At 61.1% G+C, this 23,907-nt stretch carries 18 protein-coding genes, 1 pseudogene and 1 riboswitch; of the genes and pseudogenes, 6 read left to right on the forward strand and 13 right to left on the reverse strand.

The features are described 5' to 3' along the window. Positions 1-125: 125 nt before the first annotated feature. The 4 genes from glyA to gcvP are packed head-to-tail and all read right to left on the reverse strand — an operon-like array spanning position 126 to position 5,891. On the reverse strand, positions 126-1,451 hold the full coding sequence (gene glyA / locus ACX80E_RS13390) for a serine hydroxymethyltransferase (RefSeq protein WP_459302495.1): 1,326 nt from the start codon (positions 1,449-1,451) through the stop codon (positions 126-128). Next, on the reverse strand, positions 1,448-1,831 hold the full coding sequence (gcvH, locus tag ACX80E_RS13395) for a glycine cleavage system protein GcvH (protein ID WP_459302496.1): 384 nt from the start codon (positions 1,829-1,831) through the stop codon (positions 1,448-1,450). The genes glyA and gcvH overlap by 4 nt, the downstream gene beginning before the upstream one ends. A gap of 38 nt (positions 1,832-1,869) precedes the next feature. Then, positions 1,870-2,991, reverse strand: a complete 1,122-nt coding sequence (gene gcvT / locus ACX80E_RS13400) for a glycine cleavage system aminomethyltransferase GcvT (protein WP_459302497.1) — start codon at positions 2,989-2,991, stop codon at positions 1,870-1,872. Positions 2,992-3,008: 17 nt separating this feature from the next. Further along, positions 3,009-5,891 carry an aminomethyl-transferring glycine dehydrogenase gene (gene gcvP / locus ACX80E_RS13405; protein ID WP_459302498.1) on the reverse strand — a complete coding sequence of 961 codons (2,883 nt, stop codon included), beginning with the start codon at positions 5,889-5,891 and terminating at the stop codon, positions 3,009-3,011. A gap of 163 nt (positions 5,892-6,054) precedes the next feature. Beyond that, positions 6,055-6,150, reverse strand: a riboswitch (glycine riboswitch). Between the two features lie 541 nt (positions 6,151-6,691). On the opposite strand from gcvP, the pseudogene ACX80E_RS13410 reads away from it, so the two are divergent. Then, positions 6,692-6,967 (forward strand): annotated as a pseudogene (locus ACX80E_RS13410) (D-serine/D-alanine/glycine transporter); the annotation flags it as partial. Positions 6,968-7,026: 59 nt separating this feature from the next. On the opposite strand, the gene ACX80E_RS13415 reads toward ACX80E_RS13410, so the two are convergent. Then, positions 7,027-8,739: an ABC1 kinase family protein gene (locus tag ACX80E_RS13415; protein ID WP_459302499.1), complete on the reverse strand. Its 1,713-nt coding sequence runs from the start codon at positions 8,737-8,739 to the stop codon at positions 7,027-7,029. A 5-nt stretch (positions 8,740-8,744) separates the two neighbouring features. Further along, positions 8,745-9,287, reverse strand: coding sequence for a PadR family transcriptional regulator (locus ACX80E_RS13420; RefSeq protein WP_459302513.1), 543 nt, complete (start codon positions 9,285-9,287; stop codon positions 8,745-8,747). Between the two features lie 262 nt (positions 9,288-9,549). On the opposite strand from ACX80E_RS13420, the gene ACX80E_RS13425 reads away from it, so the two are divergent. Continuing rightward, positions 9,550-9,693 carry a hypothetical protein gene (locus ACX80E_RS13425; protein WP_459302500.1) on the forward strand — a complete coding sequence of 48 codons (144 nt, stop codon included), beginning with the start codon at positions 9,550-9,552 and terminating at the stop codon, positions 9,691-9,693. On the opposite strand, the gene ACX80E_RS13430 is transcribed toward ACX80E_RS13425, so the two are convergent. The 3 genes from ACX80E_RS13430 to ACX80E_RS13440 are packed head-to-tail and all read right to left on the reverse strand — an operon-like array spanning position 9,690 to position 12,339. Beyond that, positions 9,690-10,937 carry a sensor histidine kinase gene (locus ACX80E_RS13430; protein WP_459302501.1) on the reverse strand — a complete coding sequence of 416 codons (1,248 nt, stop codon included), beginning with the start codon at positions 10,935-10,937 and terminating at the stop codon, positions 9,690-9,692. The genes ACX80E_RS13425 and ACX80E_RS13430 overlap by 4 nt on opposite strands. Positions 10,938-10,963: 26 nt before the next feature. Further along, positions 10,964-11,689 (reverse strand): response regulator transcription factor, encoded by a 726-nt coding sequence (locus tag ACX80E_RS13435; protein ID WP_459302502.1) that lies wholly within the window; start codon positions 11,687-11,689, stop codon positions 10,964-10,966. A gap of 20 nt (positions 11,690-11,709) precedes the next feature. Beyond that, on the reverse strand, positions 11,710-12,339 hold the full coding sequence (locus ACX80E_RS13440; RefSeq protein WP_459302503.1) for a hypothetical protein: 630 nt from the start codon (positions 12,337-12,339) through the stop codon (positions 11,710-11,712). A 210-nt stretch (positions 12,340-12,549) separates the two neighbouring features. Between ACX80E_RS13440 and ACX80E_RS13445 the strand changes: the two genes are divergently transcribed. Continuing rightward, positions 12,550-14,400 carry an acyltransferase family protein gene (locus tag ACX80E_RS13445; RefSeq protein WP_459302504.1) on the forward strand — a complete coding sequence of 617 codons (1,851 nt, stop codon included), beginning with the start codon at positions 12,550-12,552 and terminating at the stop codon, positions 14,398-14,400. Positions 14,401-14,432: 32 nt separating this feature from the next. Here ACX80E_RS13445 and ACX80E_RS13450 read toward each other — a convergent pair whose 3' ends face one another. Next, the gene (locus ACX80E_RS13450) at positions 14,433-15,077 is read right to left on the reverse strand and encodes a class I SAM-dependent DNA methyltransferase (RefSeq protein ID WP_459302505.1); all 645 of its coding nucleotides are present in this window, start codon (positions 15,075-15,077) and stop codon (positions 14,433-14,435) included. 499 nt (positions 15,078-15,576) lie between these two features. Here ACX80E_RS13450 and ACX80E_RS13455 point away from each other — a divergent pair, with 499 nt between their 5' ends. Further along, the gene (locus ACX80E_RS13455; protein ID WP_459302506.1) at positions 15,577-16,902 is read left to right on the forward strand and encodes a ferredoxin reductase family protein; all 1,326 of its coding nucleotides are present in this window, start codon (positions 15,577-15,579) and stop codon (positions 16,900-16,902) included. A 230-nt stretch (positions 16,903-17,132) separates the two neighbouring features. Here ACX80E_RS13455 and ACX80E_RS13460 read toward each other — a convergent pair whose 3' ends face one another. Continuing rightward, entirely contained in the window at positions 17,133-18,323 is a 1,191-nt protein-coding gene (locus ACX80E_RS13460; RefSeq protein ID WP_459302507.1) for a M20 metallopeptidase family protein, read from the reverse strand. 1,308 nt (positions 18,324-19,631) lie between these two features. On the opposite strand from ACX80E_RS13460, the gene ACX80E_RS13465 reads away from it, so the two are divergent. Next, positions 19,632-20,390, forward strand: coding sequence for a phosphotransferase (locus ACX80E_RS13465; protein ID WP_459302508.1), 759 nt, complete (start codon positions 19,632-19,634; stop codon positions 20,388-20,390). Positions 20,391-20,547: 157 nt separating this feature from the next. Then, positions 20,548-21,495 carry a S66 family peptidase gene (locus ACX80E_RS13470; RefSeq protein ID WP_459302509.1) on the forward strand — a complete coding sequence of 316 codons (948 nt, stop codon included), beginning with the start codon at positions 20,548-20,550 and terminating at the stop codon, positions 21,493-21,495. A gap of 281 nt (positions 21,496-21,776) precedes the next feature. Here the strand turns inward: ACX80E_RS13470 and ACX80E_RS13475 are convergent, their stop codons facing one another. Further along, on the reverse strand, positions 21,777-22,901 hold the full coding sequence (locus tag ACX80E_RS13475; protein ID WP_459302510.1) for a hypothetical protein: 1,125 nt from the start codon (positions 22,899-22,901) through the stop codon (positions 21,777-21,779). 220 nt (positions 22,902-23,121) lie between these two features. After that, the gene (locus tag ACX80E_RS13480; RefSeq protein WP_459302511.1) at positions 23,122-23,640 is read right to left on the reverse strand and encodes a GNAT family N-acetyltransferase; all 519 of its coding nucleotides are present in this window, start codon (positions 23,638-23,640) and stop codon (positions 23,122-23,124) included. Positions 23,641-23,907: the final 267 nt, after the last annotated feature.

Genomic DNA, 23,907 nt, shown 5'->3' on the forward strand with positions numbered 1-23,907 from the left:
TAATGACTAAATTCCTTCCGCCAGTGAAACCTGGCGGAGGGCCGGGCACACCTTGACGGGTGCCCGGCCGATTCCCTGCGGTGACAGCCGTCAATGGCGGCCACCGCAGGGAGCAACTGTACCGCCTAGGACAGATCTGCCACTGACGGGTAGAGCGGGTGGGCTGCTGCAAGCGCATCAACCCGGGTGCGCAAGCCGGACAAATCCGCGTCAGCGTCGGCCAGCAGCGCCTCGGCAATGATGTCCGCCACTTCAGCAAACGCAGCCTCGCCGAAACCGCGCGTAGCCAAGGCCGGGGTGCCGATGCGTAGGCCGGAGGTGACCATGGGCGGGCGCGGATCGAATGGGACGGCGTTGCGGTTGACAGTGATGTCAATGGCGGCCAGCCTGTCCTCGGCTTCCTGGCCGTTGAGCTCGCAGTTACGCAGGTCCACCAGAACCAGGTGGACGTCCGTACCACCGGAAATCACGGAGATTCCCTTGGCTGCGACATCCGGCTGGACCAGTCGGTCGGCGAGAAGACGGGCGCCGAGCAGCACCCGTTCCTGGCGTTCCTTGAATTCCTCGGAGGCGGCGATCTTGAAGGCCACAGCCTTGCCGGCGATGACGTGCTCAAGCGGCCCGCCCTGCTGGCCCGGGAACACTGCGGAGTTGATCTTCTTGGCAATGTCGGCGTCGTTGCTCAAGATGATGCCGCCGCGGGGGCCGGCAAGGGTCTTGTGCGTGGTGGACGTGGTCACATGCGCGTGCGGCACCGGTGAGGGGTGCAGCCCCGCGGCCACCAAGCCGGCGAAGTGTGCCATGTCCACCATGAGGTAGGCGCCCACCAGATCCGCGATGCGGCGGAATTCGGCGAAGTCCAGCTGGCGGGCGTACGCCGACCAGCCGGCAACAATCAGGGCCGGCTTGTGTTCGAGCGCCAGGCGCTCAACCTCGGCCATATCCACCTGGTGGGTGTCTTCGCGAACCTGGTAGGGGACCACGTTGTAGAGCCGGCCGGAGAAGTTGATGCGCATGCCGTGCGTCAGGTGCCCGCCGTGGGCAAGGTTCAGGCCCATGATGGTGTCGCCCGGCTTGATCAGCGCGTGCATGACGGAGGCGTTCGCCTGGGCGCCCGAGTGTGGCTGGACGTTGGCGAAGCCAGCCCCGAAAAGGTCCTTGACTCTGTCGATGGCCAACTGCTCAATGACATCAACATGCTCGCAGCCGCCGTAGTAGCGGCGTCCCGGGTAACCCTCGGCGTACTTGTTGGTCAGCACGGAGCCCTGGGCTGCCATGACGGCCGCCGCGGTGTGGTTTTCGGAGGCGATCATTTCCAAACCGTCGCGCTGGCGGGACAGTTCGGCGTCGATCGCCACGGCGATTTCCGGGTCAAGGGCGGACAGCGGAGCGTCAAGGCTGGCCGAGGTCACCTGGACATAGTCCACAGTTGCGGCGTCGGCGCGGCTCACAGTTCGCCTCCATTGGCAGCTGCGTACTCGGCGGCGCTGAGTAGCGGGCCCTCGGATTCCACAGCCACCTTGAACAGCCAGCCGGCCCCGTAGGGATCGGAGTTGATCAGGGCCGGATCGTCGGCCGCTGCCGAGTTAATCTCGGTGACCTCGCCCGTGACCGGTGCGTACAGGTCTGACACGGACTTGGTTGATTCAATCTCGCCGCAGCTCTCACCGGCGGTGACAGTGGAGCCCACCTCGGGCAGGTCCACGTACACAATGTCACCCAGGGCGTCGGCGGCGACGGCGGAGACGCCAATGGTGGTGGGGCCGGCACCGTCGACGGCGATCCACTCGTGCTCAGCGGAATACTTCAGTTCAGGAGCTACTTTGCTCATGATGGTCCTTTCTAAGAAACGTGAGTAAAGGGCTGGGACTACTTTTGGCGCTTGTAAAACGGCAGGGCCACAACTTCGAACGCCTCGGCCTTGCCGCGGAGATTGACGTCGAGCACGGTGCCCAGTTCGGCATGCGCCACGTCCACATAGGCCATGGCGACCGGGTAGCCCAAGGTGGGGCTGGGCTGGCCGGAGGTGACTTCGCCGATGGTGGCACCATCCTTGAGGACCGGGTAGTGGCCGCGGGCTGAGCGGCGGCCGAGCCCCTTTAAGCCAACGAGCTTGCGCCCGGTGGTGGAGCCTTCGCCCGCTTCCTTGATGGCCGCGAGCGCTGCCTTGCCGACGAAGTCGCTTTCCTTGGCCAGCGACACCACGGGCCCCAGTCCGGCCGAATAGGCGTGGCCGTCCAGGGAAAGTTCATTGCCGTACAACGGCATGCCGGCTTCCAGGCGCAGGGAGTCACGGGCGGCCAGTCCGGCCGGGATCAGGCCGTGCTCGGTGCCGTTGGCCAGCAGCGCCTGCCACAGTGCTGCGGCGTCGGCGTTGGGGATGTAGATCTCAAAGCCGTCCTCGCCGGTGTAGCCTGTGCGCGCCAGCAGCAGCTCTTGACCGTTGATGACAACGTCCACGGCGGCGTAGTACTTCAGCTCTGTCACCAGCGCATGCTGCTCTGCCGGTACCAGCGTCAGCAGGATCGCCTGTGCGTTGGGGCCCTGCACGGCGATGAGCGAGGTTTCGCTGGAGACATCCTGAACAGCCACGTCGAAGCCTGCTGCACGTTCGGCCAGGAGCGCGGCCACCGTGGCGGCGTTGCCGGCGTTGGGGACCACCAGGTACTTCTCATCGCTGCGGCGGTAGGAGATCAGGTCATCGATGATGCCGCCGTCGGCGTTGCAAATCAGCGAGTACTTGGCCTTGCCCACGGCCACGGCGGACAACTTGCCAGCCAGTGCGTAGTCCAGGAAGGCTGCGGCGTCCGGGCCGCTCACCCAGACCTCGCCCATGTGGGAGAGGTCAAAGAGGCCAGCTGCGTTGCGGACCGCCCGGTGTTCGGCCAGTTCCGAGGAGTATTTCAGCGGCATCTGCCAGCCACCGAAGTCGGTGAAGGAGGCGCCAGCTTTTTCGTGTTCGCCGTAAAGGGCTGTGTGGTTCTCAGTCATGGGAATTCCTTTGCGGGTTAGTTTGAAAAGTCTTCGGCGAAGTCTTCCAGCGGCGGGCAGGAGCAGACCAAGTTGCGGTCCCCCGCTGCGCCGTCAATGCGGCCCACGGGCGGGAAGTACTTGTCCTGGCGCAGCTTAGCCACCGGGAAGACGGCCTGCTCGCGCGGGTAGCCGCGGTCCCAGCTGGAATCTATGACGGCGGCAGCCGTGTGGGGTGCATTGCGCAACGGGCTGTCGGCCAGGGCGAACGCGCCTTCGGCGACCTGGTCGATTTCGTGGCGGATGCTGACCATGGCCGTGATGAAGCGGTTGATCTCCGTCAGGTCCTCGGACTCCGTGGGCTCCACCATGAGGGTGCCGGCCACGGGGAAGGAAAGGGTCGGTGCGTGGAAGCCGTAGTCGATGAGGCGCTTGGCGACGTCTTCCGCTGTGACACCCGTCTTCGCTGTCAGTTCACGCAGGTCCAGGATGCACTCGTGGGCCACCAGATCTCCGGCACCTGTGTACAGGACAGGGAAGTGCTCGTTGAGCTGTGAGGCAATGTAGTTGGCTGCCAGCAGTGCTGACTTGGTGGCTTCGGTCAGGCCCTGGCCGCCCATCAGCTTCACGTAAGCCCAGGAGATGGGCAGCACGCCGGCGGAGCCGAAGCGTGAGGCGGAGATCGGAACACCCGTGGCCGAGCTTGCCGAGACCGCGTTGGCGTCACCGGGCATAAACGGGGCCAGGTGGGCCTTGGCTGCAACGGGGCCCACGCCGGGGCCGCCACCGCCGTGCGGGATGCAGAAGGTCTTGTGGAGGTTCAGGTGGCTGACGTCGCCGCCAAACTTTCCAGGCTGGGCCAGCCCAACCAGGGCATTGAGGTTGGCACCGTCAACGTAAACCTGTCCCCCGGCGGCGTGAATGGCGTCGCACACGTCCCGGACATCGGCGTCGTACACACCGTGGGTGGAGGGGTAGGTGATCATGATGGCCGAGAGCTGGTCCTTGTGCTTCTCGATCTTGGCGTTCAGGTCTGCGTGGTCAATGGAACCGTCGGCGGCTGTGGCGACCACAACCACCTTCATGCCGGCCAGCACTGCGGAGGCGGCGTTGGTGCCGTGGGCGGAACCCGGGATCAGGCACACGGTGCGCTGCTCATCGCCGCGGGAGCGGTGGTAGCCGCGGATGGCCAGCAGACCGGCGAGCTCGCCCTGGGAGCCGGCGTTGGGCTGGATGGACACCTGGTCGTAACCGGTGATCTCGCACAGATCGGCTTCCAGTCCACCGATCAGTTCGCGCCAGCCGGAGGTCTGGGAATCGGGTGCGAACGGGTGGATCGAGGCGAACTCGGGCCAGGAGATGGCTTCCATCTCGGCGGTGGCGTTGAGTTTCATGGTGCACGAACCCAGCGGGATCATGGTGCGGTCCAGGGCCAGGTCACGGTCGCTGAGGCGGCGGATGTAGCGCAGCATCTGCGTCTCGGAACGGTGCGTGTTGAACACCGGGTGGGTCAGGAAATCGGAGGTGCGCACAGTGTCCGCAACGATGGCCAGGGCGACGGTACCCGCGTTGTCGGCGCCGTCCCCTGCCGGTGCGGCACCAAAGATGGCGGCCACGCGGGCCACGATGTCCGCCGTCGTGGTTTCATCGACGGAGATGCCCACATGATCGGCGCCAATGGCGCGCAGGTTGATGCCACCCTTCTCGGCAAGTGCCAGGAGGGCACCGGCGCGGCCGGGAACCCGCACGGTGAGGGTGTCGAAGAAGGAGGTGTGCAGGAGTTCGACGCCGGATGCCTGCAGTGCCGCTGCCAAGGTGCAGGCGTGACCGTGCACGGTTTCGGCGATGGCCTTGAGTCCTTCGGGGCCGTGGAAGACCGCGTACATGGAGGCCACGATGGCCAGCAGCGCCTGCGCGGTGCAGATGTTGGACGTGGCCTTTTCGCGGCGGATGTGCTGCTCGCGGGTCTGCAGGGCCAGGCGGTAGGCTGGCAGCCCGGTGTTGTCGGTGGAGACGCCCACAATGCGGCCCGGCAGCGAGCGTTCCATGCCATTGCGGACAGCCATGTAGGCAGCGTGCGGGCCACCGAAGAACAGCGGCACGCCGAAACGCTGGGCTGTTCCGACGGCGACGTCAGCGCCCTGCTCCCCGGGAGGGGTGATCAGGGTCAGGGCCAGCAGGTCAGCGGCCACGGTGACCAGTGCGCCGCGTTCCTTCGCTTCTGCAATGACGGGGGCGTGGTTGAAGACGCGGCCGGAAACGCCCGGCTGCTGCAGGACGACGCCGTTGATGGCGCCGTCGGGCAGGCCCAGGGAAAGATCGGCAACTTCCACGTCAAAGCCCAGCGCCTCGGCACGGCCCTTGACGATGGCGATGGTTTGCGGCAGCAGGTCTGCATCGAGAACTGTTTTGCCGTCGGCGGCAGCCTTGGACTTGTTGGCGCGGCGCATGAGCAGCACGGCCTCGGCCACGGCGGTGGCTTCATCGAGCAGGGAGGCGTTGGCCACTGGCAGGGCCGTCAGGTCGCTGACCATGGTCTGGAAATTCAGCAGCGCCTCGAGGCGGCCCTGGGAAATTTCGGGCTGGTAGGGGGTGTAGGCGGTGTACCAGGCCGGGGCCTCAAGGATGTTGCGACGGATCACCGGCGGCGTCACGGTGTCGTAGTAGCCCTGGCCGATCATTTGGATGGCCGTCGTGTTCTTCGCAGCCAACGCCCGCAGTTCGGCCAAGACCTGAACTTCACTGCGCGCACTCTGAAGTTCCAGGGGCGTGCCCTGACGGATCGAATCAGGGACGGCTGTGTCCACGAGGGAGTCGACGCTGTCGTAGCCGATGGCCTTGAGCATGGCGTCAACGTCGCTCTGGCGGCGGGCGCCAATGTGCCTGTCGGCGAACACTGTGGGATTGGACTGAATGGTCATGAGGAACTCCAAAGTACGGCCGACCTGTTTAAGGGGCGCGGCAAGGGCTGGGTTCCTCCCCGCTCTGTCTTGGACCTGAGAGATTCCGCGTCACCTTACGTTCAAGGAGGGCGCTTGCACCGTCGGTGAGTGGGGCTTTCGCCCCGCTACTTTCCAGAGTTGCCTCGCCGTGGCGGTACAGGGGCCTGAGAGATTCCTGGGGAGGATTTGCTCCTACGGCGCCGCCACATTGCTGGGAGAACTCTCCCGCCACGGTTCAAAAGGCATTTTTAGTTATGGGTGACTCGGCTCACAGATTACATGAGAATTCGGCTCGAGGCAAAGCTCACCATCACCATTGTGGGCAACAACACCCCAAACCACGGCTCCGCAGCGCCCTCATGATCACCGCCTTGCATCGCGGCAACTGCGGGACTAACTGAGTAATTCCAAGGGGGACGCGCACCTGACACAGGTCCAGGCAAAGGCCTTGGTGGATGGCGTCATCACCTAACACTTCGGGCTCCGGCGACTAATGCCATAGTTTGACGGAAATGCCACAGTTTGTACTATGGCATTTCCGTCAAACTATGGCATTTTCGTGCAGCAGGCACCACGATTCGGCGTTGAAGCCCAGCAGCGCCTGTATCAACGCCAACGTCATCACCTGCGCATCACTGATCCGCGGTCTGATGCCGATTCCGGACAGCCTTGCACCTCAAATGGTGACGCCACGCCGTACACACCCCATGGAGTTACTCATCTAGTGCGCGAGACGCAGCACCGACGTAAGTGAAGAGCCCATGATTCGCGGCGGGAGAGTCCTGCCGGTGCTGAGTCTGACCACGGTGCGGGCTTTCGGGGAAACGGAATGCTGGTTCGCCCTGATCAAGATCGCTGCCATCGCCGCCCTGATTATGGTGGGCCTGTTCATGATCTTCAGCGGTTTCCGCTCAGAAGCCGGCCTGGCAACGTTCACGAACTGATGGAGCCACGGCGGATTCTTCCCCATCCAGTTCATGGGACTTGTTGCCGGCTTCCAAATTGCCTTGTTAGCGTTCGTGGGCATTGAACTGGTAAGAACCACCGCGGCCAAGGAACTCCTGAACAGCGAGGCTGCACGCTAGCAAGGTAAGTTGCGTGGCGCCGTCGTATTTCAGAGGCTGCGGCGCCCCGCCCACAGCCCGAAAAGCAGTGGAAGCACCGAGACGATCATCAGCACGTTGCCAAGCACTCTGTCATCCGCCCTGACCACGGAACCTGCGATCAGCAGTGCGCCGAACACCAGCGCCGATACCGCCCGTTGTGCCGTGCGTTGAAGCCGCGCCACCTGCCGTTCCAGCCGCGGGCTGGTCACCGCCAGTTGTCCGTCTTCAATGGTGCTGATGAGACCATCCAGGCGTTTTGGCAGACGCAGGGCGAGCCCGACGACGTCGAACGCCTGTTGCGCCACGTCCTGGACAATGTTGCCACGCTCCTCGCGCAGCAGCTGTGCCGCATACGGTTCCACCGAGTCCCACAGATTGAACCGGGCATCCAAGGAACTGCACATGCCAGAAGTCAGCGACATGGCGCGAATGATGAGCAGGAAATTCTCCGGCAACTGGAACGGCAAGGAGCGGACCACGTCACCGAACTCCAACGCAAAATCACGGAATTCGCGCGGATCCACCTCGCGAAGCTCGGCGAAGCCCATCCCGCCAAACCGGGCAAAGAGGTGCTTCATGGCCCGTTCAAGCTCTGCCGTATCTGCCGACGGCACCAGCACGCCCACATCACTGATCGCTGCCACCAGGCCCTTGCCGTCCCGCGAGGCGGCCGCGATCAGCAGCTTCCGCAGGCCTCTGCGCGTGCTGGGTGGAATCTCACCCATCATGCCGAAGTCGATGAACGTCAGTTTCCAGGGGTGTTGTGCGGATGAGTTCGTGGTCGGCGTGACAAAGATGTTGCCGGGGTGCGGATCGGCGTGGAAGAAGCCGTTCGTGAACAGCTGGTCGAACATGACCGACGCGAAGACCGGGGCCACCTGCGCCGGATCGATGCCCGCGGCAAGAAGCGCCGCCGAGTCCGTAATCTTGATCGCCGTAACATCCTCCAGGGTCAGCACGCGGCGGGTGCACCGCTCCCATACGACGTCGGGCACCATCACCCTGTCGTCGTTGGCGAAATCAGCGCCAAAACGCTCCGAATTCGCTGCCTCGTGCAGGTAGTCGATCTCCTCGAGACTTGTCAGCGCAAACTCCTCGACCAGGGCAGGCACATTGGCACGGTCGGACACGAGGCGCACGCGGCTGAGCCAGCCAGCCACTTTGCGCAGCGCGGCCAGATCCACACTCACAATCTCCTCGATGCCTGGCCGCTGCACCTTCACCACCACGTAGTGGAGCCCGGTGTCGGCGGCGTTGGTAGGCAGAAGTTGTGCCCGGTGCACTTGGCCAAAGGATGCAGCAGCGATGGGCGTTTCCTCAACCGAGGTGAATACCTTGTCCAACGAAGCACCCAGTTCCGCCTCGGCAAGGGCCCGTATTGCGGGGAACGGGACAGGTGGCACCTCGTCCTGTAGCCCTTCCAGTTCGGCGGTGATCTCGGGTGGGAGCACATCGAGCCGGGACGACATGTACTGACCAACCTTGATCATCAATCCCCCAAGGTCCACCGCGAGCGCATGGAAACGCTGGGCGAAGCGCCGCATCCGCTTTGCCCGGCTGCGTTCGGCAATCCTGGCAAGCCCTAGGCGAGGAAGGAGCAGCTCGAACCACCAGGTCACGGTCAAATGCCACGCGGCGAAGCGCAGGATACGACGGTAGCGGGTACGGGTGTTCCCGGCGCCGGGTACCGGATCTGCCCGGTCGCGACGAACCAACGCCACGCGCGTCAGTCCTGGGCGAGGATTGAATACAACTTGCGCCGCGCCTCATCGAGCACGGCAACAGCCTCCTGCACCTGCTTCGAGGTGCCGGTGCGGCCGACCTGGGCGGCTGCCTGCGCCAGTTCCATGCCAGCCTTGGGCAACGCCGCAAACCCGGCGCCCTGCGCGGGACCAGTTGATTCCCAGGGGGCCGACACATCCGTGCCCGCTACAGCCTCGCGGCCAGCCTCGGTCAGCGAGTAGATTTTGCGGCCGTTGGATTCCTCGGCGCTGATGAGGCCCTCATCAGCCAGCAGCTGCAGTGTTGGGTAGACGGAGCCGGCGCTGGGCTTCCAGCTGCCACCGCTGCGCTCCTCGATTTCATGAATGATCTGGTAGCCGTGCATGGGCCGTTCGGCAAGTAGCGCCAGCACCGCCGACCGCACCTCGCCGCGGCCTGCGCGGGTACCCGAGGGCTTTTCAAACCGCGACCGCAACTCTTCGACAGCCTGCCACATCCCGCCCATATTGTTTCCGAAAAATGCGCCTTCCGGGAATGAATTATGCATCATGCTCTCCTCAGCCACTCGCGAACGATACTCAACGATAGTTAACGATATACCCGTGCAGCGACGGAATCAATGGTTCCGCAAGAAGTGAAAGGGGCCATATTCTTCGTTGCTGCACGCCCTAGATACGTCCAGCTCCGGATGCCGAAAACTGTCACCGGTTGGCATGCCGTGATGAACCTATTTCCATCGTTGCGCCATGGGTCCACGCTTGTAGGCTTGAGTGAACCGCGCTTTAGATTGGCTCGGGACGGGAACGAAAATGGCCACGTTTAGGGAACTCCACCACGGTGATGCGCCGCTCCTGCTGCCCAACGCCTGGGACGTCGGCTCGGCGCTGGCGGTCACGGCGGCAGGTCCAGCAAAGTGGCAACTAACACCCCCGGGATCCGCGAAGACGCTCTAGCTTCTTGTGGCGCCGTCCGGCTTGAATGATTCCGGTTCGGTGTCCAGATGCAATTGGGCTCGTGCCCCACCGCTGTAGCGCGCATTGTCCAAGGTCAGCCGGAGGCCCAGCACCCGCGCCTGACCAATCGCGATAACGAGACCCAAACCCATTCCACCACTGGAGGACTTGTGGCGCGAGGGACCGTCGCTGAGAATCTCCGTAGGATATCCGGTCCCCTCGTCTTGAACAGTCAAGAGGCCGGGGACTGTGGTGACCGAAACTGTTCCGGCGCCATGAACCGCTGCGTTGGTGACCAAATTACCGAGGATACGTTCAAACCTCCGCAGTTCCGTCCGCAAAACGGTCCCAGGAGCCCCGGGAGTGAACTCAATGTTGACGCCTACAAGGGGCGGTGTCAGCTGCAATCTCTGAAGGAAGGAACTGATGGAGGGATCCAGCGGAATGCTCGATATTTTCGGGGCAGCGACGCCGGATTCTAGCCGTGAAACCTCCAACAAGTCCTCCACCAGACTGCGCAGGCGGTGGATACTTGCGCGAACGAGATGCGCCGGCCGGGAATCGTCCAGCAGGGCTGCTGACGCGACCAACCCGGCGATGGGTGTGCGGAGCTCATGGGCTAGATCGCCGGAAAACCGCTGCTCGATCAGTGCTCTTTCGGTGAGCTTGGCAGCCATCGAATCGACCGCCGCCGCAAAGCGATCCACTTCGTCCCGGCCCGGCCCAATGGCTGAACGCACGGAAATACTTGCGTCCCCCGCCGCCAACCGGTCCGCGGCCTTGGCCCCGGTGACAAGTCGGCGGGCAATCCGGCCAGAGATGAACAGCGCCGCCGCTGAAACTCCGACGACGGACGCCGCACCTGCCACTATGGTCGCCTGGCGGATTTGCGCCAGAGTTACTTGGACTTCTGAGAAGTCAGATCGCAGTGAAATTATGGATGTGGCGCCGTCAACCTTGACCGTGCTGGCCGCCCAGATCCAGGCGTGGCCCGGCGTTGTTTCGTCAAGGTAGCTGACGGTCGCACCCTTGAGCGCCGCCTCCCTGGCTGCGCTGGGGAGTTGGGTGTCGTTGAGTTTGGCACTCGGGGAACTGACCCCTGTTTGCTGGAGCAGGACCACGGCGTTGTTGAGCTGGCGGACCGTTTCGGCACGGATTTGCTCATTCTGTGAGTTTTGGACAATTTGTCCGACCATGAAACCCGTCAAAATGACGGCGACCAGCACCGATAGGGCAACCGTCAAAAGTATCTTCCAGCGAAGAGACACTGCTATCCCACGAACTTGTAGCCGAAACCGCGCACTGTCTTGACACGGCCCTGACCGATCTTCTTGCGCAACCTCTGGACGTGGACGTCGACCAGGCGGTGTTCCCCTGCCCAGTCGAATCCCCAGATTTCTTGAAGGATCCGCTCCCTAGCGAAAACCATTCCCGGTTCTTCTGTCAGCAGCAACAGGATTCGCATCTCGGTGGGCGTCAGGTGAACTTCAGTGCCATCAAAAGAGACCTTCAGCCGTCCTGTGTCCAACTCCATGGAACCGATGCTGAGCAGACTAGTATCGATTTGCTCGGCGTCCCCGGTGTGAGGCTGCGGGTGTCCGGGGCCAGGAGTGCTTTCGCGGCAGCGTCGAAGGACTGACCTGATGCGGGCGTGAAGTACCTCCAGGTCAAAGGGTTTGCCCAGATAGTCATCAGCTCCCGCTTCCAGACCTTGCACCATGTCCACAGGCTCACTGCGGGCAGAAAGCATGATGATGGGCATCATGGAGTGCTCACGGACCGTCTGGCAAATAGATGCGCCATTCATTCCGGGAAGCATGACATCGAGAAGGAGCACGTCAGGTAACTGGGCCAGTATTCCGTCGCGGCCATCCAGCCCGTTGGAGTACGTTCGCACACTGTATCCGAGCCGCTCCAGACCCAAGGCCGTAGCCTCCCGGATTACAGGGTCATCCTCAACGAGGACGACGCTAGTCGGCGGGGCGAGATCAGGCACGTGGCGGGTTTCGCTGGACACTAGATGTTCCCGCCCTTGGTCGTTTTGGTGAATTCTTCGCTCTGCTCGAACCCTCCGTTGTGGTTTTGAAAGATCCGCACCCGCAACACGGAGGGGCAGCAAACTGGGTCGCTGGCAAGGTAGTTGCGGTCAGTGGCGACAACTGACCCGTTGTCTCCGGGGTCCAGCCACACCCCCGCCCCAAAGACCTGGAGTTTAATGGCCGGCTGTCCGTGGTCATCGGCCACCACGAACCCGGCAAGACCTACCCCATCTCCGGGGGTGAGGACAGTCACCAGCTGGTATCGAGTTCCGCCGACATTCAGCGGGTTGCCGAACGAGAGACATTTTTCCGGACACTTGGCCAGATTCTCCTGAACCGTTAGATGCGAATCGAGGCTGGGCACGTCGTGCGGGTCGGCCTTCATCAATAGCGTACGCATCTGCGCAGCGTCATAAGGGGATGAGGGATGCGCTTTGTCCGTCCTGACGGGGAGGTTGCTCGCGACGCCACCGGACGTCGGGGCTTCCCCGGACGTTCCCTCCACATGTAGGGCAGGATCTGTACTGCAAGCAGCGGAAGACATGAGGATCAACAGCATGAGGAAACTACCCACGACGACCCGGGTCTTGCACTTACTACGGCTCACAGACGCATCCTCTCGTTTCTTTAGGCTGTATAACGATCCTAGTGTCCGTGAACAATTCGACGAGAAGATCTTCCCCCACCAACATCACCGTGACATCACATCCGGATGACTTCGGCACAACGGCGGCGCCACGAAGTTGGCGGCAAAACGATGAACCCCTGCAATCCGATCGCGCCGCTTGCTCCACAATGGGCTGAAACCATGATCACCATGAGTACTTCACAGCGAAACCTTGCCCTCGACGGGTTGCGTGGCCTAGCCGTGATGGCGGTTGTCGGTTATCATTTCTTCCCCGAGAATCTGCGCGGAGGCTACCTCGGCGTGGACGTCTTTTTCGTACTGAGTGGCTACCTCATCACCGCCGGGCTCCTGCGCTCGTGGCAAACAGACAGACAACTGCACCTGCGCAGATTTTGGGTTCGGAGACTTCGCCGGTTGGTTCCGGCATTGGTGGCCATGCTGCTGGGCACCTTGGTGCTGCTCGTCGTCATTGGTGGTGACGCCGGCACCGGGTTGCGGGGTCAGCTGTTGGGCGCGTTGAGCTATTCCAGCAACTGGCTGCAGATAGGGGCCGGTCAGTCGTACTTTGATCAAGCCGCACCACCTGTCTTCCAGCACTTGTGGTCATTGGCGGTGGAGGAGCAGTTCTACATCCTGTGGCCTGTGCTGCTTGGCGGCTTCCTCCTTGCCGCGACACGACTGGCCCGCCCCTTCACGGCGCAGAACCGGTGGATCGGGGCCAGCCTTGTCGTGGTCCTCGCCGCGGCGTCCGGGGCACTCATGGCCCATGGCTTCGTGAACGGCAGCGACCCGAGCCGCGAGTACTTTGGCACGGATACGCACAGCTTTGGGTTGCTCCTGGGCGCCTGCGCAGCCATTGTCCCGCAGGAGTGGCTGGCCCGGTTCGGCGGACAGACGATCATGCTGGTGCGCGCGGTGTGCCTGGCGGGGATTCTGGCCGCCGTCGCGCTCCTCCCCGACACAGGCTCGCTGGCTTACCAGGGCGGGATCTTTGCGGCGTCCCTTGCAACAGCGGTCCTGGTGGCTGCGCTTGAAACCAGGCCGGCGCCTGAACGCTCCCTGAACTTACGGCGAGTTTTGGAATGGGACGCCTTGCAATGGGTGGGTCGGCGAAGTTATGGGATCTATCTCTGGCATTGGCCGTTGCTGGTTGTTGGACGGCAGTTACTGGGGCAGGGAACCCCGGTGGCAACAGCGCTGCTATTCATCCCTCTGACGGTTCTGATGGCTGCCATCAGCTACAAGTGGGTCGAAACGCCCATCTGTCGGCAAGGATTTGGGGTCATCGGCACGAATTGGCAACGGTTGCGCCGTCGGAAGTTCCTGGGACGCCCGGCTGCGTCATACGCCGTCGCGCTGGCCATGGTGGGGGTGCTTGTCGTCGCTGGTACTGCAGTTGTTGCGTCACCCAAGGAAACAGCCCTCCAAGCCCAAATCCGGGCCGGCACCGAGGCTTTAGCTGCCGCCCAAGCTGCCGCGCCTCCCCAACAAAAGCCAGAAAACCCGCTGAGCAGCCCTACGCCAAAGCCAGAATCTGAGGCCCTCCCAGCACAAGGTTTTGAGCCTGCTAAGGGTGATGGCTCCGATGTCACGGCGATTGGCGATTCGGTGATGCTGGCCTCGGCCCAAAGCCTAGTCGCGGCGTTGCCGCTCACTGATATCCACGCCCAGGTCGGCTACCAAACGTGGGATGCGCTAGGACTCCTGGCCAAGCTCCGGGAGCAAGGGGCCTTGCGCAAGAACGTACTGATCGGGCTCGGTGCCAATGGCGATTTCAGCTTGGAGACTTTGGCATCCATCTTGTCGGAGCTGGGGGCAGACCACCAGTTAACTCTCGTGACTACCCACGGAAACCGCCCCTGGATACCTGCGGCCAATGACCACATGCGCCGCTTTGCCACAACGCACCCCAACGTTCGACTGCTGGATTGGGACAGCTTGAGCGCCAAGGTGCCGGACTTCGCAGCCGACGGTATCCACCCGGGTCCCGAGGGGGCACGCATGTATGCACAGCTCGTGGCCGACGGGCTTGCGCGCTAGTTTGTGCCCGGAATCCGCCCCTGGGCAGCGCCCTACTTCTTCCGCGCAATATAGTACGCCTGGGGTGTTCGCTCGTCTTTGTCAGGTTCCCGGACCAGTTTCGCTTCGACATCAAAGCCAGCGCCCTCTAGAAGCCTCTCGGTACACTCCGGGTCCATCAAAAAGGCATCCAGACTGATCTCATGCCCATAGGCGCGCTCAATATGCCGTTTCGCGTCACCTACTTGGAAGGCGAGGAGCGCGAATCCGCCAGGGGCCAAGGCGGTGGCGAAGGATTCAAAAACAGCAGGAAGTCGTTCGGGTGGGATGTGGATGAGCGAATACCAGGCGACGATCCCGCCGAGAGCTCCCGCCGCCACGTCTAGCGCCTCCAGAGATCCGACGGCAAAGTCAATTGACGGTTGAGCCTTTCGCGCAACAGCCACCATGCCGGGCGACAAGTCAATCCCCCTGACATCCACCCCGCACGATTCTAGATAGCCCGCAATGCGGCCAGGCCCACAGCCGGCGTCCAGGGTGGTTCGGTTCCCGGCGCCACGGACCCGCTCGGCAAAAATCGACAGTACGGCACGGTCGTACGGTTTCTCCGCCATAAGGCCCCGTAGTAGTTCCTCGTAGTTCACTGCGACGGTGTCATACGCGGCCCTAGTCTCGGCGACGTCCAGCGGTTCGTTCATGACAACAATCCTAGGCTCGGCAACTCACCGGCCCCCGCCGGGCACGCCGGGCTGAACTCACAGTGTGACGTTGAGCAATTCCTGGGCAACCAAAAAGTCTTCCGCACCAGCGTTTCCGCAGCTCGGAGAGCTGTTGTCGGGGGGACTCGATCGATCGAAGCAGGAAATTGACTCAATTCCTCCGCCCAGCCAGCACGTATCCATGAGGAGGTCGGTTACCGCCAGCCGTCCACTGGCCGTGCTCTGAACCGTTTGTAAGCCAGCACCGATCGCGTTTGAGATAATAAGAACGATCGCAGATCCGGTCACAGGAGTATCAGCAAAAACTGCAACGAAACTCTGGGCGGGCCCAGCTGATGTTATGTCTGTTTGCGTGGCATCCCGCGTGATTTCTTCGTCTGAGGAGTGGAATGATGAATTACTTGTGGGCTACTCGCAGTGAGATGCGCTTAGAGTTCTTGCCAGCTGCAGAACAGACACGGTTGGAGCTGGTGGCTCGGTGAAGAGTGTCCTGAGTGGATTGGCCTGGCTATCCCTGTATCTGCTTTTTTGCTTGGCTCCGCTGCTGCTGGCCCTCGGTCAGCCCGATTCGGTGGACCGGTCATTCCTGATCGACTTTTCCGTGGCTCTCGGTTTCGTCGGGTTGTCGATTCTCGCTCTTCAGTTCGTCTTGATCGCCCGGTTCAAGGTCGTGGCGGCCCCGTTCGGGATCGACGCATTACTGAAGTTTCATATCCAGATCACCTTCGTGGCACTCGTGTTCGTCGTGGCACACCCGATCTTGCTCTTCATCGCAGATACCCAATATCTGGCACTGCTGAACCCTCTGACGGCGCCCTGGCGAGCAAGGTTCGCCGTCCTAAGCATTGTGGCGCTCCTGGTGTTGATTGGGCTGTCCATCTGGCGGAAACGATTGCGGCTTCGTTACGAGGTCTGGAAACTGACACATGGGCTGATAGCTGTGGCCGTGGTCTTATTTGGGCTCCTCCACGCGAGTTTGGTGGGGTACTTCGTCACCGGAACCCTGCGCCACCTCCTCTTCGAGGGATACATCGGTATCCTCATTTTCCTGTTGGTGTGGGTCCGCCTCATCAGCCCACTGATGAGGCTGCGACGTCCCTGGCAGGTAGTCGAGGTGAAAACGGAACGTGGTAACGCCACAACCTTGGTGATTGCTCCAGTGGGGCACGCCGGATTTAGTTTCAAGCCAGGGCAGTTCGGTTGGATCGCCATCGGACGGTCCCCCTTCAGTATCACCCAACACCCGTTCTCGTTCTCTTGCGCTGCAGACACGCAGCCCGGAGGAAGCCTCAGTATGACCATCAAGGTTGCGGGAGACTTTACCGAAACAATTTCGGCAGTTGCACTCGGGACTCGCGTCTACGTCGACGGTCCCCACGGCGTATTCAGCATGGACCAGCGGCAAGCACCCGGGTATGTGTTCATCGCCGGCGGAGTTGGCGTGACACCGATGTACAGCATGCTTCTAACCATGCTGGAGCGCCAAGACGTCCGACCCGTGACGCTCTTTTACGCCAGCGAAAGTTGGGACGACGTGGTGCTTCGTGACGAATTAGCGGAGTTGATCGAAACGATGCCCAACCTCAACCTCATCCATGTTCTCGGGAGCCCGCCCTCAGACTGGGACGGCGAAGCCGGGCGGATCAACGCTGATATGTTGCAGCGACACTTGCCAACACAATTCCGACGCTACGAGTTCCTCCTTTGCGGCTCCACCCCCATGATGGATGCCATGGAAGAAGCCCTGGCTCAGGTGGGCGTACCCTACAGCCAAGTTAGTTCCGAACGCTTCGACATGATCTAAGGAATCCACAATGCGTCAAGCCTGGACAACCCGGTTCGTCATCATCATCGGCGGCATACTCCTACTAGCCAGCATCCTCTTCGCAGCAGCCCGACTCTAGAGCGAACTCGCTCCTGCCAGGACTGACCTGATGCCCCAGACGAATACGGCGTTTAATCGCCGTTCTCGTCATGCTCTGACGTAATCGTCCGAGCATCGCTCTCCCGGCCGTGACGTGATTGGAATCCGTCCTAGCTGGCAGGTTGGGCCAGGTGACTGTAAGCGAGTTGAGCCAACGCTGCCGCCTGGTCACCGAGAACACTGTCGTCGAAGACAACACGCGGGGAATGGTTGAACTCCGCCGTCGCCGGGTCCACGTACTCGGGCGAACACAAGACGGCAACGAACGTCCCGGGGACTTGCTCCAACACCAGCGAGAAGTCTTCCGAGCCCATCATCGGGGCGTCCAACTGTGTAACTCGGCCATCGCCGAATTGTCCGCGGAGCACCTGCAAGGTGTTGGCGGCGAATTCCGGGTCGTTGTACGTCACCGGGTAGCGGATATTGAAGTCAACGTCAGCAGTGCAGCCGTGGGCAGAGGCTATGCCATCAGCCAAGCGTTTGGTTTCCAACAGAAGTTGGTCCGTGGACTCCTTGGACAAAGTACGCACAGTCGCCCCCAAACTGGCGCTGTCAGGAATCACATTGATGGTGTCCCCCGCCTCAAGCTGCGTCACCGTCAGCACAATCGGGTCAAAGGCGTCGAACTTTCGCGTCGCCATGCTTTGTAGTGCTGAAACAATTTCAGCGAGTGCCGGGACAGGGCCCTTGGCCAAATGCGGTTGAGAGCCGTGCCCACCAACACCATGAACAACCACGCGAAGCTCGTTCGAGCCGGCGAGGATTGGACCAGGTTTGGTGGCGAAGACACCCTTGGGGCCGGGGCCAACATGGATAGCATAGGCGGCAACCGGCTTCTCGCCGGCAGCCTCGAGGAGACCTTCACCAAGCATGACTCCAGCGCCGTTGTAACCCTCTTCGCCGGGCTGGAACATGAAGATGACGTTGCCGTTCAGTTCTTCACGACGCGCGGTGAGCAGCTGTGCGGCACCCACCAGGCCGGCAACATGCAGGTCATGGCCGCAGGCGTGCATATTCCCGTTGGTTGACGCATAGTCCAATCCCGTCAGCTCTTCGACTGGCAAGGCATCCATATCTCCTCGCAAAAGTACTGTGGGGCCAGGCTTTGCACCGCGAAGCACAGCCACCACCGAGGTGGTCTTCTCCCCCAGCGTGATCTCCAGGTCAAGACCATTCAAGGCTTCCAGAATGAGGGCTTGAGTCTTAGGCAAGTCGAGCCCCACCTCCGGCTCGGTGTGGAGTTTACGGCGAATAGCCACTAGCTCGGGCAGCAGCGCTGCCCCTGCCTCTACAAATGACATCGAGTTATTCCCTTCGAGAATGAATACTACGTTGACCCAGTTTGACATGGCTCCCGGATCAAAACGCCCACTCCGGGTGCCGAATGGAGCATCTTCCCGCCAGGTCTTACCGGAATCAACTATCAGCGAAAAAGCGAGTAAAGTGATCCCGAAAATTTGAGCGGCAGTTATGTCAGTTTCAGCGTCTCATCTACGTTCAAAGCTGCTGTGACAGACCCAAAATAGCTGCGCAGTTTCACCATCGCACTGGATGGATGGACGCTGGTTCAGGCCGCTCACTAAAATGGAACTGGATTCGACGCTAACGCGACCGAGCCGCTTCGATTGTGTACATGACCGCGGCGGGGAAGCCACGTCGGGCGATGTCTGAGAAGGCTGCGGCGCTTCCGCTGGCCTGCTGTCTGCTCTTTCTTATGTCTATATAGGGGCTTGTCTCCGATACCGACAACAGGATGGAGGGAATGAAGACGAGGGCTTACACGGCTGTGCTTCTCGCCGGCCACCCATGACGTAGTCCCCCGAAGCCACGCACCTTCTGGGAGCAACGGTGACGATTTCCACGGCCCGATAGGCTAGCCCGCGCGGGCTCAAGTCCAAGTGCGATGTGACCCATAGCGTGGCGTTTCCGTGCCTTTGGACCAAAACTGGACGTAGAAAAACTCCTCCGGACCAACGTTTCCGCAGGTCAGAGGGGCGCTTTGGTGGAGCTAAGGAGATTCGAACTCCTGGCCTCTTCTTCAGATGGTGGTGTTTTTAGCGGCCTTTAACACTACCTAGACCCCCGATATTACGCGGTAAAGCAAGGTTTTCGATGGCTCATGGAGGGCGTCGAATAACGACACGCTTTGGACCAAAGCGTGTCGATTTCGCGGGGACTCGCAGAAGCCCAGAGCGGGTCGGTTGTGGACCATTGCGCCCAAACCTAATTCGAGCGTTCACGGGTTCCGAACCAGTACTCGACTCCGCGCGCACCCAGACCCATCCGCGGCAACGATTGCGGCGGATGATTGGGAGGCCAGAACCATAGGGCAAAGCTCCGGGGCCAGGCGAAAATGCTCGGCAGCCTTTTTCGCGTTTGGGCCCGTCCACTTGTGTACCGTATATGGCCCCTTCACTGGACAGATCACCGAACAGGTCTTACGGGACGCTCCATGGCTTGCCAAATCAAAGGCGCAGGTCAGCGGGTGGCTCGTCCGGTGAAGGACCGGCTTGCGGGCCTACTTTTCCGGTTGGGGCGACACCCCCGCCACTTGCCTCATCCCAGCACCTCCGATCGAAAGTCAGGCTTAGAGGTATTAGTCTGTGGGAATGTGCGATGAAGAGCAGGAATTAACTGGTGGCAACGCGTCAGGCCGCGTGGTGCGTATAGGTGAGACGGTACGAAAGCCCTGGATTGATAACACGTCAGCCGTGCAAAGCTATCTCGAAGCTATCCGCGCGCGCGGAGTGGATGCCCCCAAGCCGCTTGGTCGTGATCAGGATGGACGGCAAGTGGTCGAGTACGTCAGCGGCGCTCTTGCGATCGATCTATTGCCACTGGGGCATGAGGACCTATTGCGGGTAGGGAGAATGATTCGCCGCATCCACGATGCGAGCGAGTTCGTGCCGATTTCCGATCCGGACGGATGGAAGATGTTGCTGCCTGCCGAGCATCCGAATCTGATGTGCCACAACGATCTCGCGCCGTGGAACCTCATCATGGGAGATCGGTGTGTTTTCATCGATTGGGATGGCGCTGGGCCGAGCACCCGGTTGTGGGATCTGGCGTACGCTGCGCAATCGTTTGGTCTGTTGTTCGAGGGACAGCCTGTGGAAGCTGCCGCAGCAAGGCTGCGTGCCGTTATTGATGGATACGGGGCAGACCTTGCGTTGCGCGTGGCGTTGCCGGACGCGATGGCAAAACGGACGTTTGCGATGTTCGAACTTCTACGTTCATCAAGCGAGAGCGGATTCCAGCCATGGGCAGATATGTATGTGAACGGCCATGGTGAACATTGGCGCGCCGCCGCTGAGTACGTCGCTCTAAACCAAACAGCCTGGAAGCGAGCACTCTCGCCATCGGAATAAGAGCGTTCACTCAGCGTTCCTTGCGGGATTGTCCAGTCCGGCTCTGTGGTTGCGACATCCAGGGTCTGCTCTGGGCGATGGTTGGTGTCGGTGGGCATTGCGCGTTAGCGTTCCTGACATGAATGTTATTTATCCTCCGAAACTCGGACCTGGAGATATGATCCGAGTTGTCGCGCCTGCCCGCAGCCGGGCATTGGTAGCTGAGCATGACTACAGTGCCCTGATCGAGCAACGGTTTGCTCAGATGGACCTGCGTCTCTCGTATGGGTCCCACGTCGACGAACGTGACGCCCTGGACTCGTCCCCCGTTGCGTCCAGGGTCTCTGACATCCACGCTGCCTTCGCGGACCCTGAGGTGGCAGGCATCCTCACCGTCCTGGGTGGGTTCAACAGCAATGAACTTCTTCCCTTCCTGGACTGGGACCTGATTGCGGCGAATCCGAAGATCCTCTGCGGCTATTCGGATATCACGGCTCTGCAGAATGCCATTCTCACCCACACCGGATTGGTGACGTATTCCGGACCGCACTGGTCCAGTTTTGGAATGAGGGACCACTTCGAGCAAACTCAAAAGTGGTTCACTGAAGCCCTCCTGGAAAGCGAGCCTGTGGACCTGAAACCTGTCCAGTGGTGGACTGATGACGACTGGTTTCTTGATCAGGACAATCGGAACCCTCTTTCCGGAGACGGCTGGTGGGCACTGCAGCCAGGCACGGCGTCGGGGCGCATCATCGGCGGCAATCTATGCACCCTCAATCTGCTCCAGGGGACGCCCCACATGCCGGCCCTCGACGATGCGCTGCTCTTCCTCGAAGACGATTATGAGAGCCATCCGGCAACGTTTGCCCGCGACCTGACATCGCTCTTGCAGTTGCCGGCTGCCGGAGGCATCAAAGGGGTGGTCATTGGCCGTTTTCAGCAGGCAAGCCGGATGACCCGGGACCTTTTGGAGCAAATCGTCAGGACCCAGCCGGTCCTCACCGGGCTTCCCATTCTGGCCAATGCAGACTTCGGACACACACAGCCGCAGATTACGCTGCCCATTGGCGGCCACTCCGAGCTGACCGTAGGCGTTACCAACAGTCTCCGCATCACCACGAACTAATCAACAGCGGGAGCAAGAAGAGTCCGACGCAGGTCGTCCAAACGGTGCCATGAACGCGTTCAATGCCGACGCAAGGCGCGCTTCGGTCCAATGTGTTGACGGGTCCTCGACGTTGACATGCGGCGGCGCGGCGCGTGTTCACTGGTCAAGTCTTTCATTTGGTGAAAGAAAGCCTGTCATACCGAGGGATGATCCCGTCAATCCGAACGACCGGTCGGGGTTCAGTTAACGGGCCACGATCTTTACTCGATAGTTGATGCGTGGCCAAGGGCGGATGCGGGTTAAGCGTTTAAGATACCCTCCTTTGCTTCTCGGAGGTCTGGGAGTGCGTGAGTGTCAAGATCCTCCATGAAATGGATACTGGCGTAGCGATCGAATTTGATCCGTCCCGCGTCATCAAAGATTCTGAGGCTTCGGCGAATCCCGCCGGTGGGGAAATACGGGTGCCGACAGGTGACTTGAACGACGGTATCGGGCCACGCACCGATGACGTCCACGACTGTGTCATGAACGCCATGGGCGCGTGGACGGGTGCTCCCATCGACTGGACTCCAATATGTGTCGGCGGCATCCATAAATTGGTCCGTCACCGCTTTCACCGCTTGAATTATTTGCGCGTCGGTCAAGCTAACAGGCGTCCAGCGAGTTCCTGCTACGGCAACCAGGTCGATCCGCGCCGGATCCTGGGACGGGCCAAAGGGGTCAAAGCCCAGGTCAAGTCGTTCTTGTGCGACGGGTTTTCCCCATCCCTGGGCAATATAGTCCCTGAATTTCACCTGCTCGGGCCATTGTTCGACCGCGCCCAAGACCAGTTCCGTGCACCTGTACTCATAAGTGAACCCGGAATAGTCGGGGTGGGAGATCGGCGGAGAGGGGTTCACGAACAGCACAAGTTCGCAGGCTTCCTCGCGTACGACGTTGACATACCGGTCGACGTCCAGGGTTCGCGTCGGCCGTCCAGGGAAGTGGATGTGCAGCGTCGTTGGCGCAGCCCAATCCGCCGGCAGCTCACCGCCACGGTAACCGTGGTCGATCTTTTCGTAAGGAGAACTACTCGTCCACAATCCGTCACGTGTTGCACCCACGACCGTCATGGGTTCAAAACGAACCACGCCAACGGATCCATCCACATCGATTCTTACCGCCACCCCATGATCCGGTGCCACCATTTCCGGGTAGCGATCGTCGCGCACATCGTCATCGCCTTGATACACCACCCAGAGTGCATCCGGCGCCCGATGAACCCACACGTTCGGCGAAAATATTCCAATATCAAGCTCGGGCCAGGTCAGAAAAAGTTCCGGCCTATCCGCGCGACGAACCAGCGCCACGGGACGTTCCGCATCAACGAAAAACGTCGTCTCACCAATCGTTGCCCGTGGCAATGGTGACATTACGTCGGTCATGGCCCGATGCTAGCAGCCGAAGCGAAGCGTCCCGTGAGTCATGCCCTCGTTTTGCATTCGCCATCGTCGTGATGGCACCGACAATCCGAAACATTTGTCCCGCAGAAGGTTCCGTTTAAGGACCTATGAAGGCTGTGCAGACGAGTACTGAAATCTGTGCAGGTGACTTCTGAAAATGACACCAAGGTCGTTTTCTACCTCTGCCAAGGATGGTTTGGAACTAGTGGGTGTTGATCCAGTATCGGCGTTTGCCGTTGCGGCTGTCTTCATAGATGCCGCCGTTCTTTCCGATGGTGGCACGGGAACCTGCATTGTCCTCGTCGCAGGTGACGAGGACTCGGGAAATCTTCAATTCATGGGCAACCGGCAGTGCGTCTTCCAACGCCTTAGCGGCGTGCCCGCGACGGCGGGCGGATGGCCGCACGCTGTATCCGATGTGCCCGCCTTCGTTGAGGAGGAAATCGTTCAGTTCGTGCCGGATGGCAAGCGAGCCGAGGACGGCTTCACCGTCTACAATCCACAGGTAGGTGCACGGGACGTAACCTGGCTTCCGTGGCGTCTCGGGTCGGGCATAGGCAAGGAGTTCGTCAACGAATCGACCGAATGCCGCAGGTTCTTGGAGATCCTCCAGCGACCAATCTTCACAGCCTCCACCGTCCCTGTGGGCGCCCTCAAATTCAAGGGCACTTTCCAGCCAAGAGGAGTGGTATTTCGTGTCTGGAGTAATAAGCGTGGCCATCACAAAATCCTAGCCGAGTTTTTTACTCTTACGGACGGCGCATGTTGAGGACAGCGACAGGGGCCTAGCAGCTCTTTCCTGCACCGCGAGTTGACGTCCAACTGAGAATCAACAGGGATTAGGATAGTAGTGCCCCGTAGAGTGGTGTAACACCCGGGCGGTGACCGGTAGCCCTGAAAAGGGGGCGGTCACCGTGGGTCCTTCGAGGAAAATTCTCACATCCCACTCGAAAGGACATCTCACGATGACCGCTCCTCATATTGTCGA

The organism is Arthrobacter sp. TMN-49 (assembly GCF_054511095.1).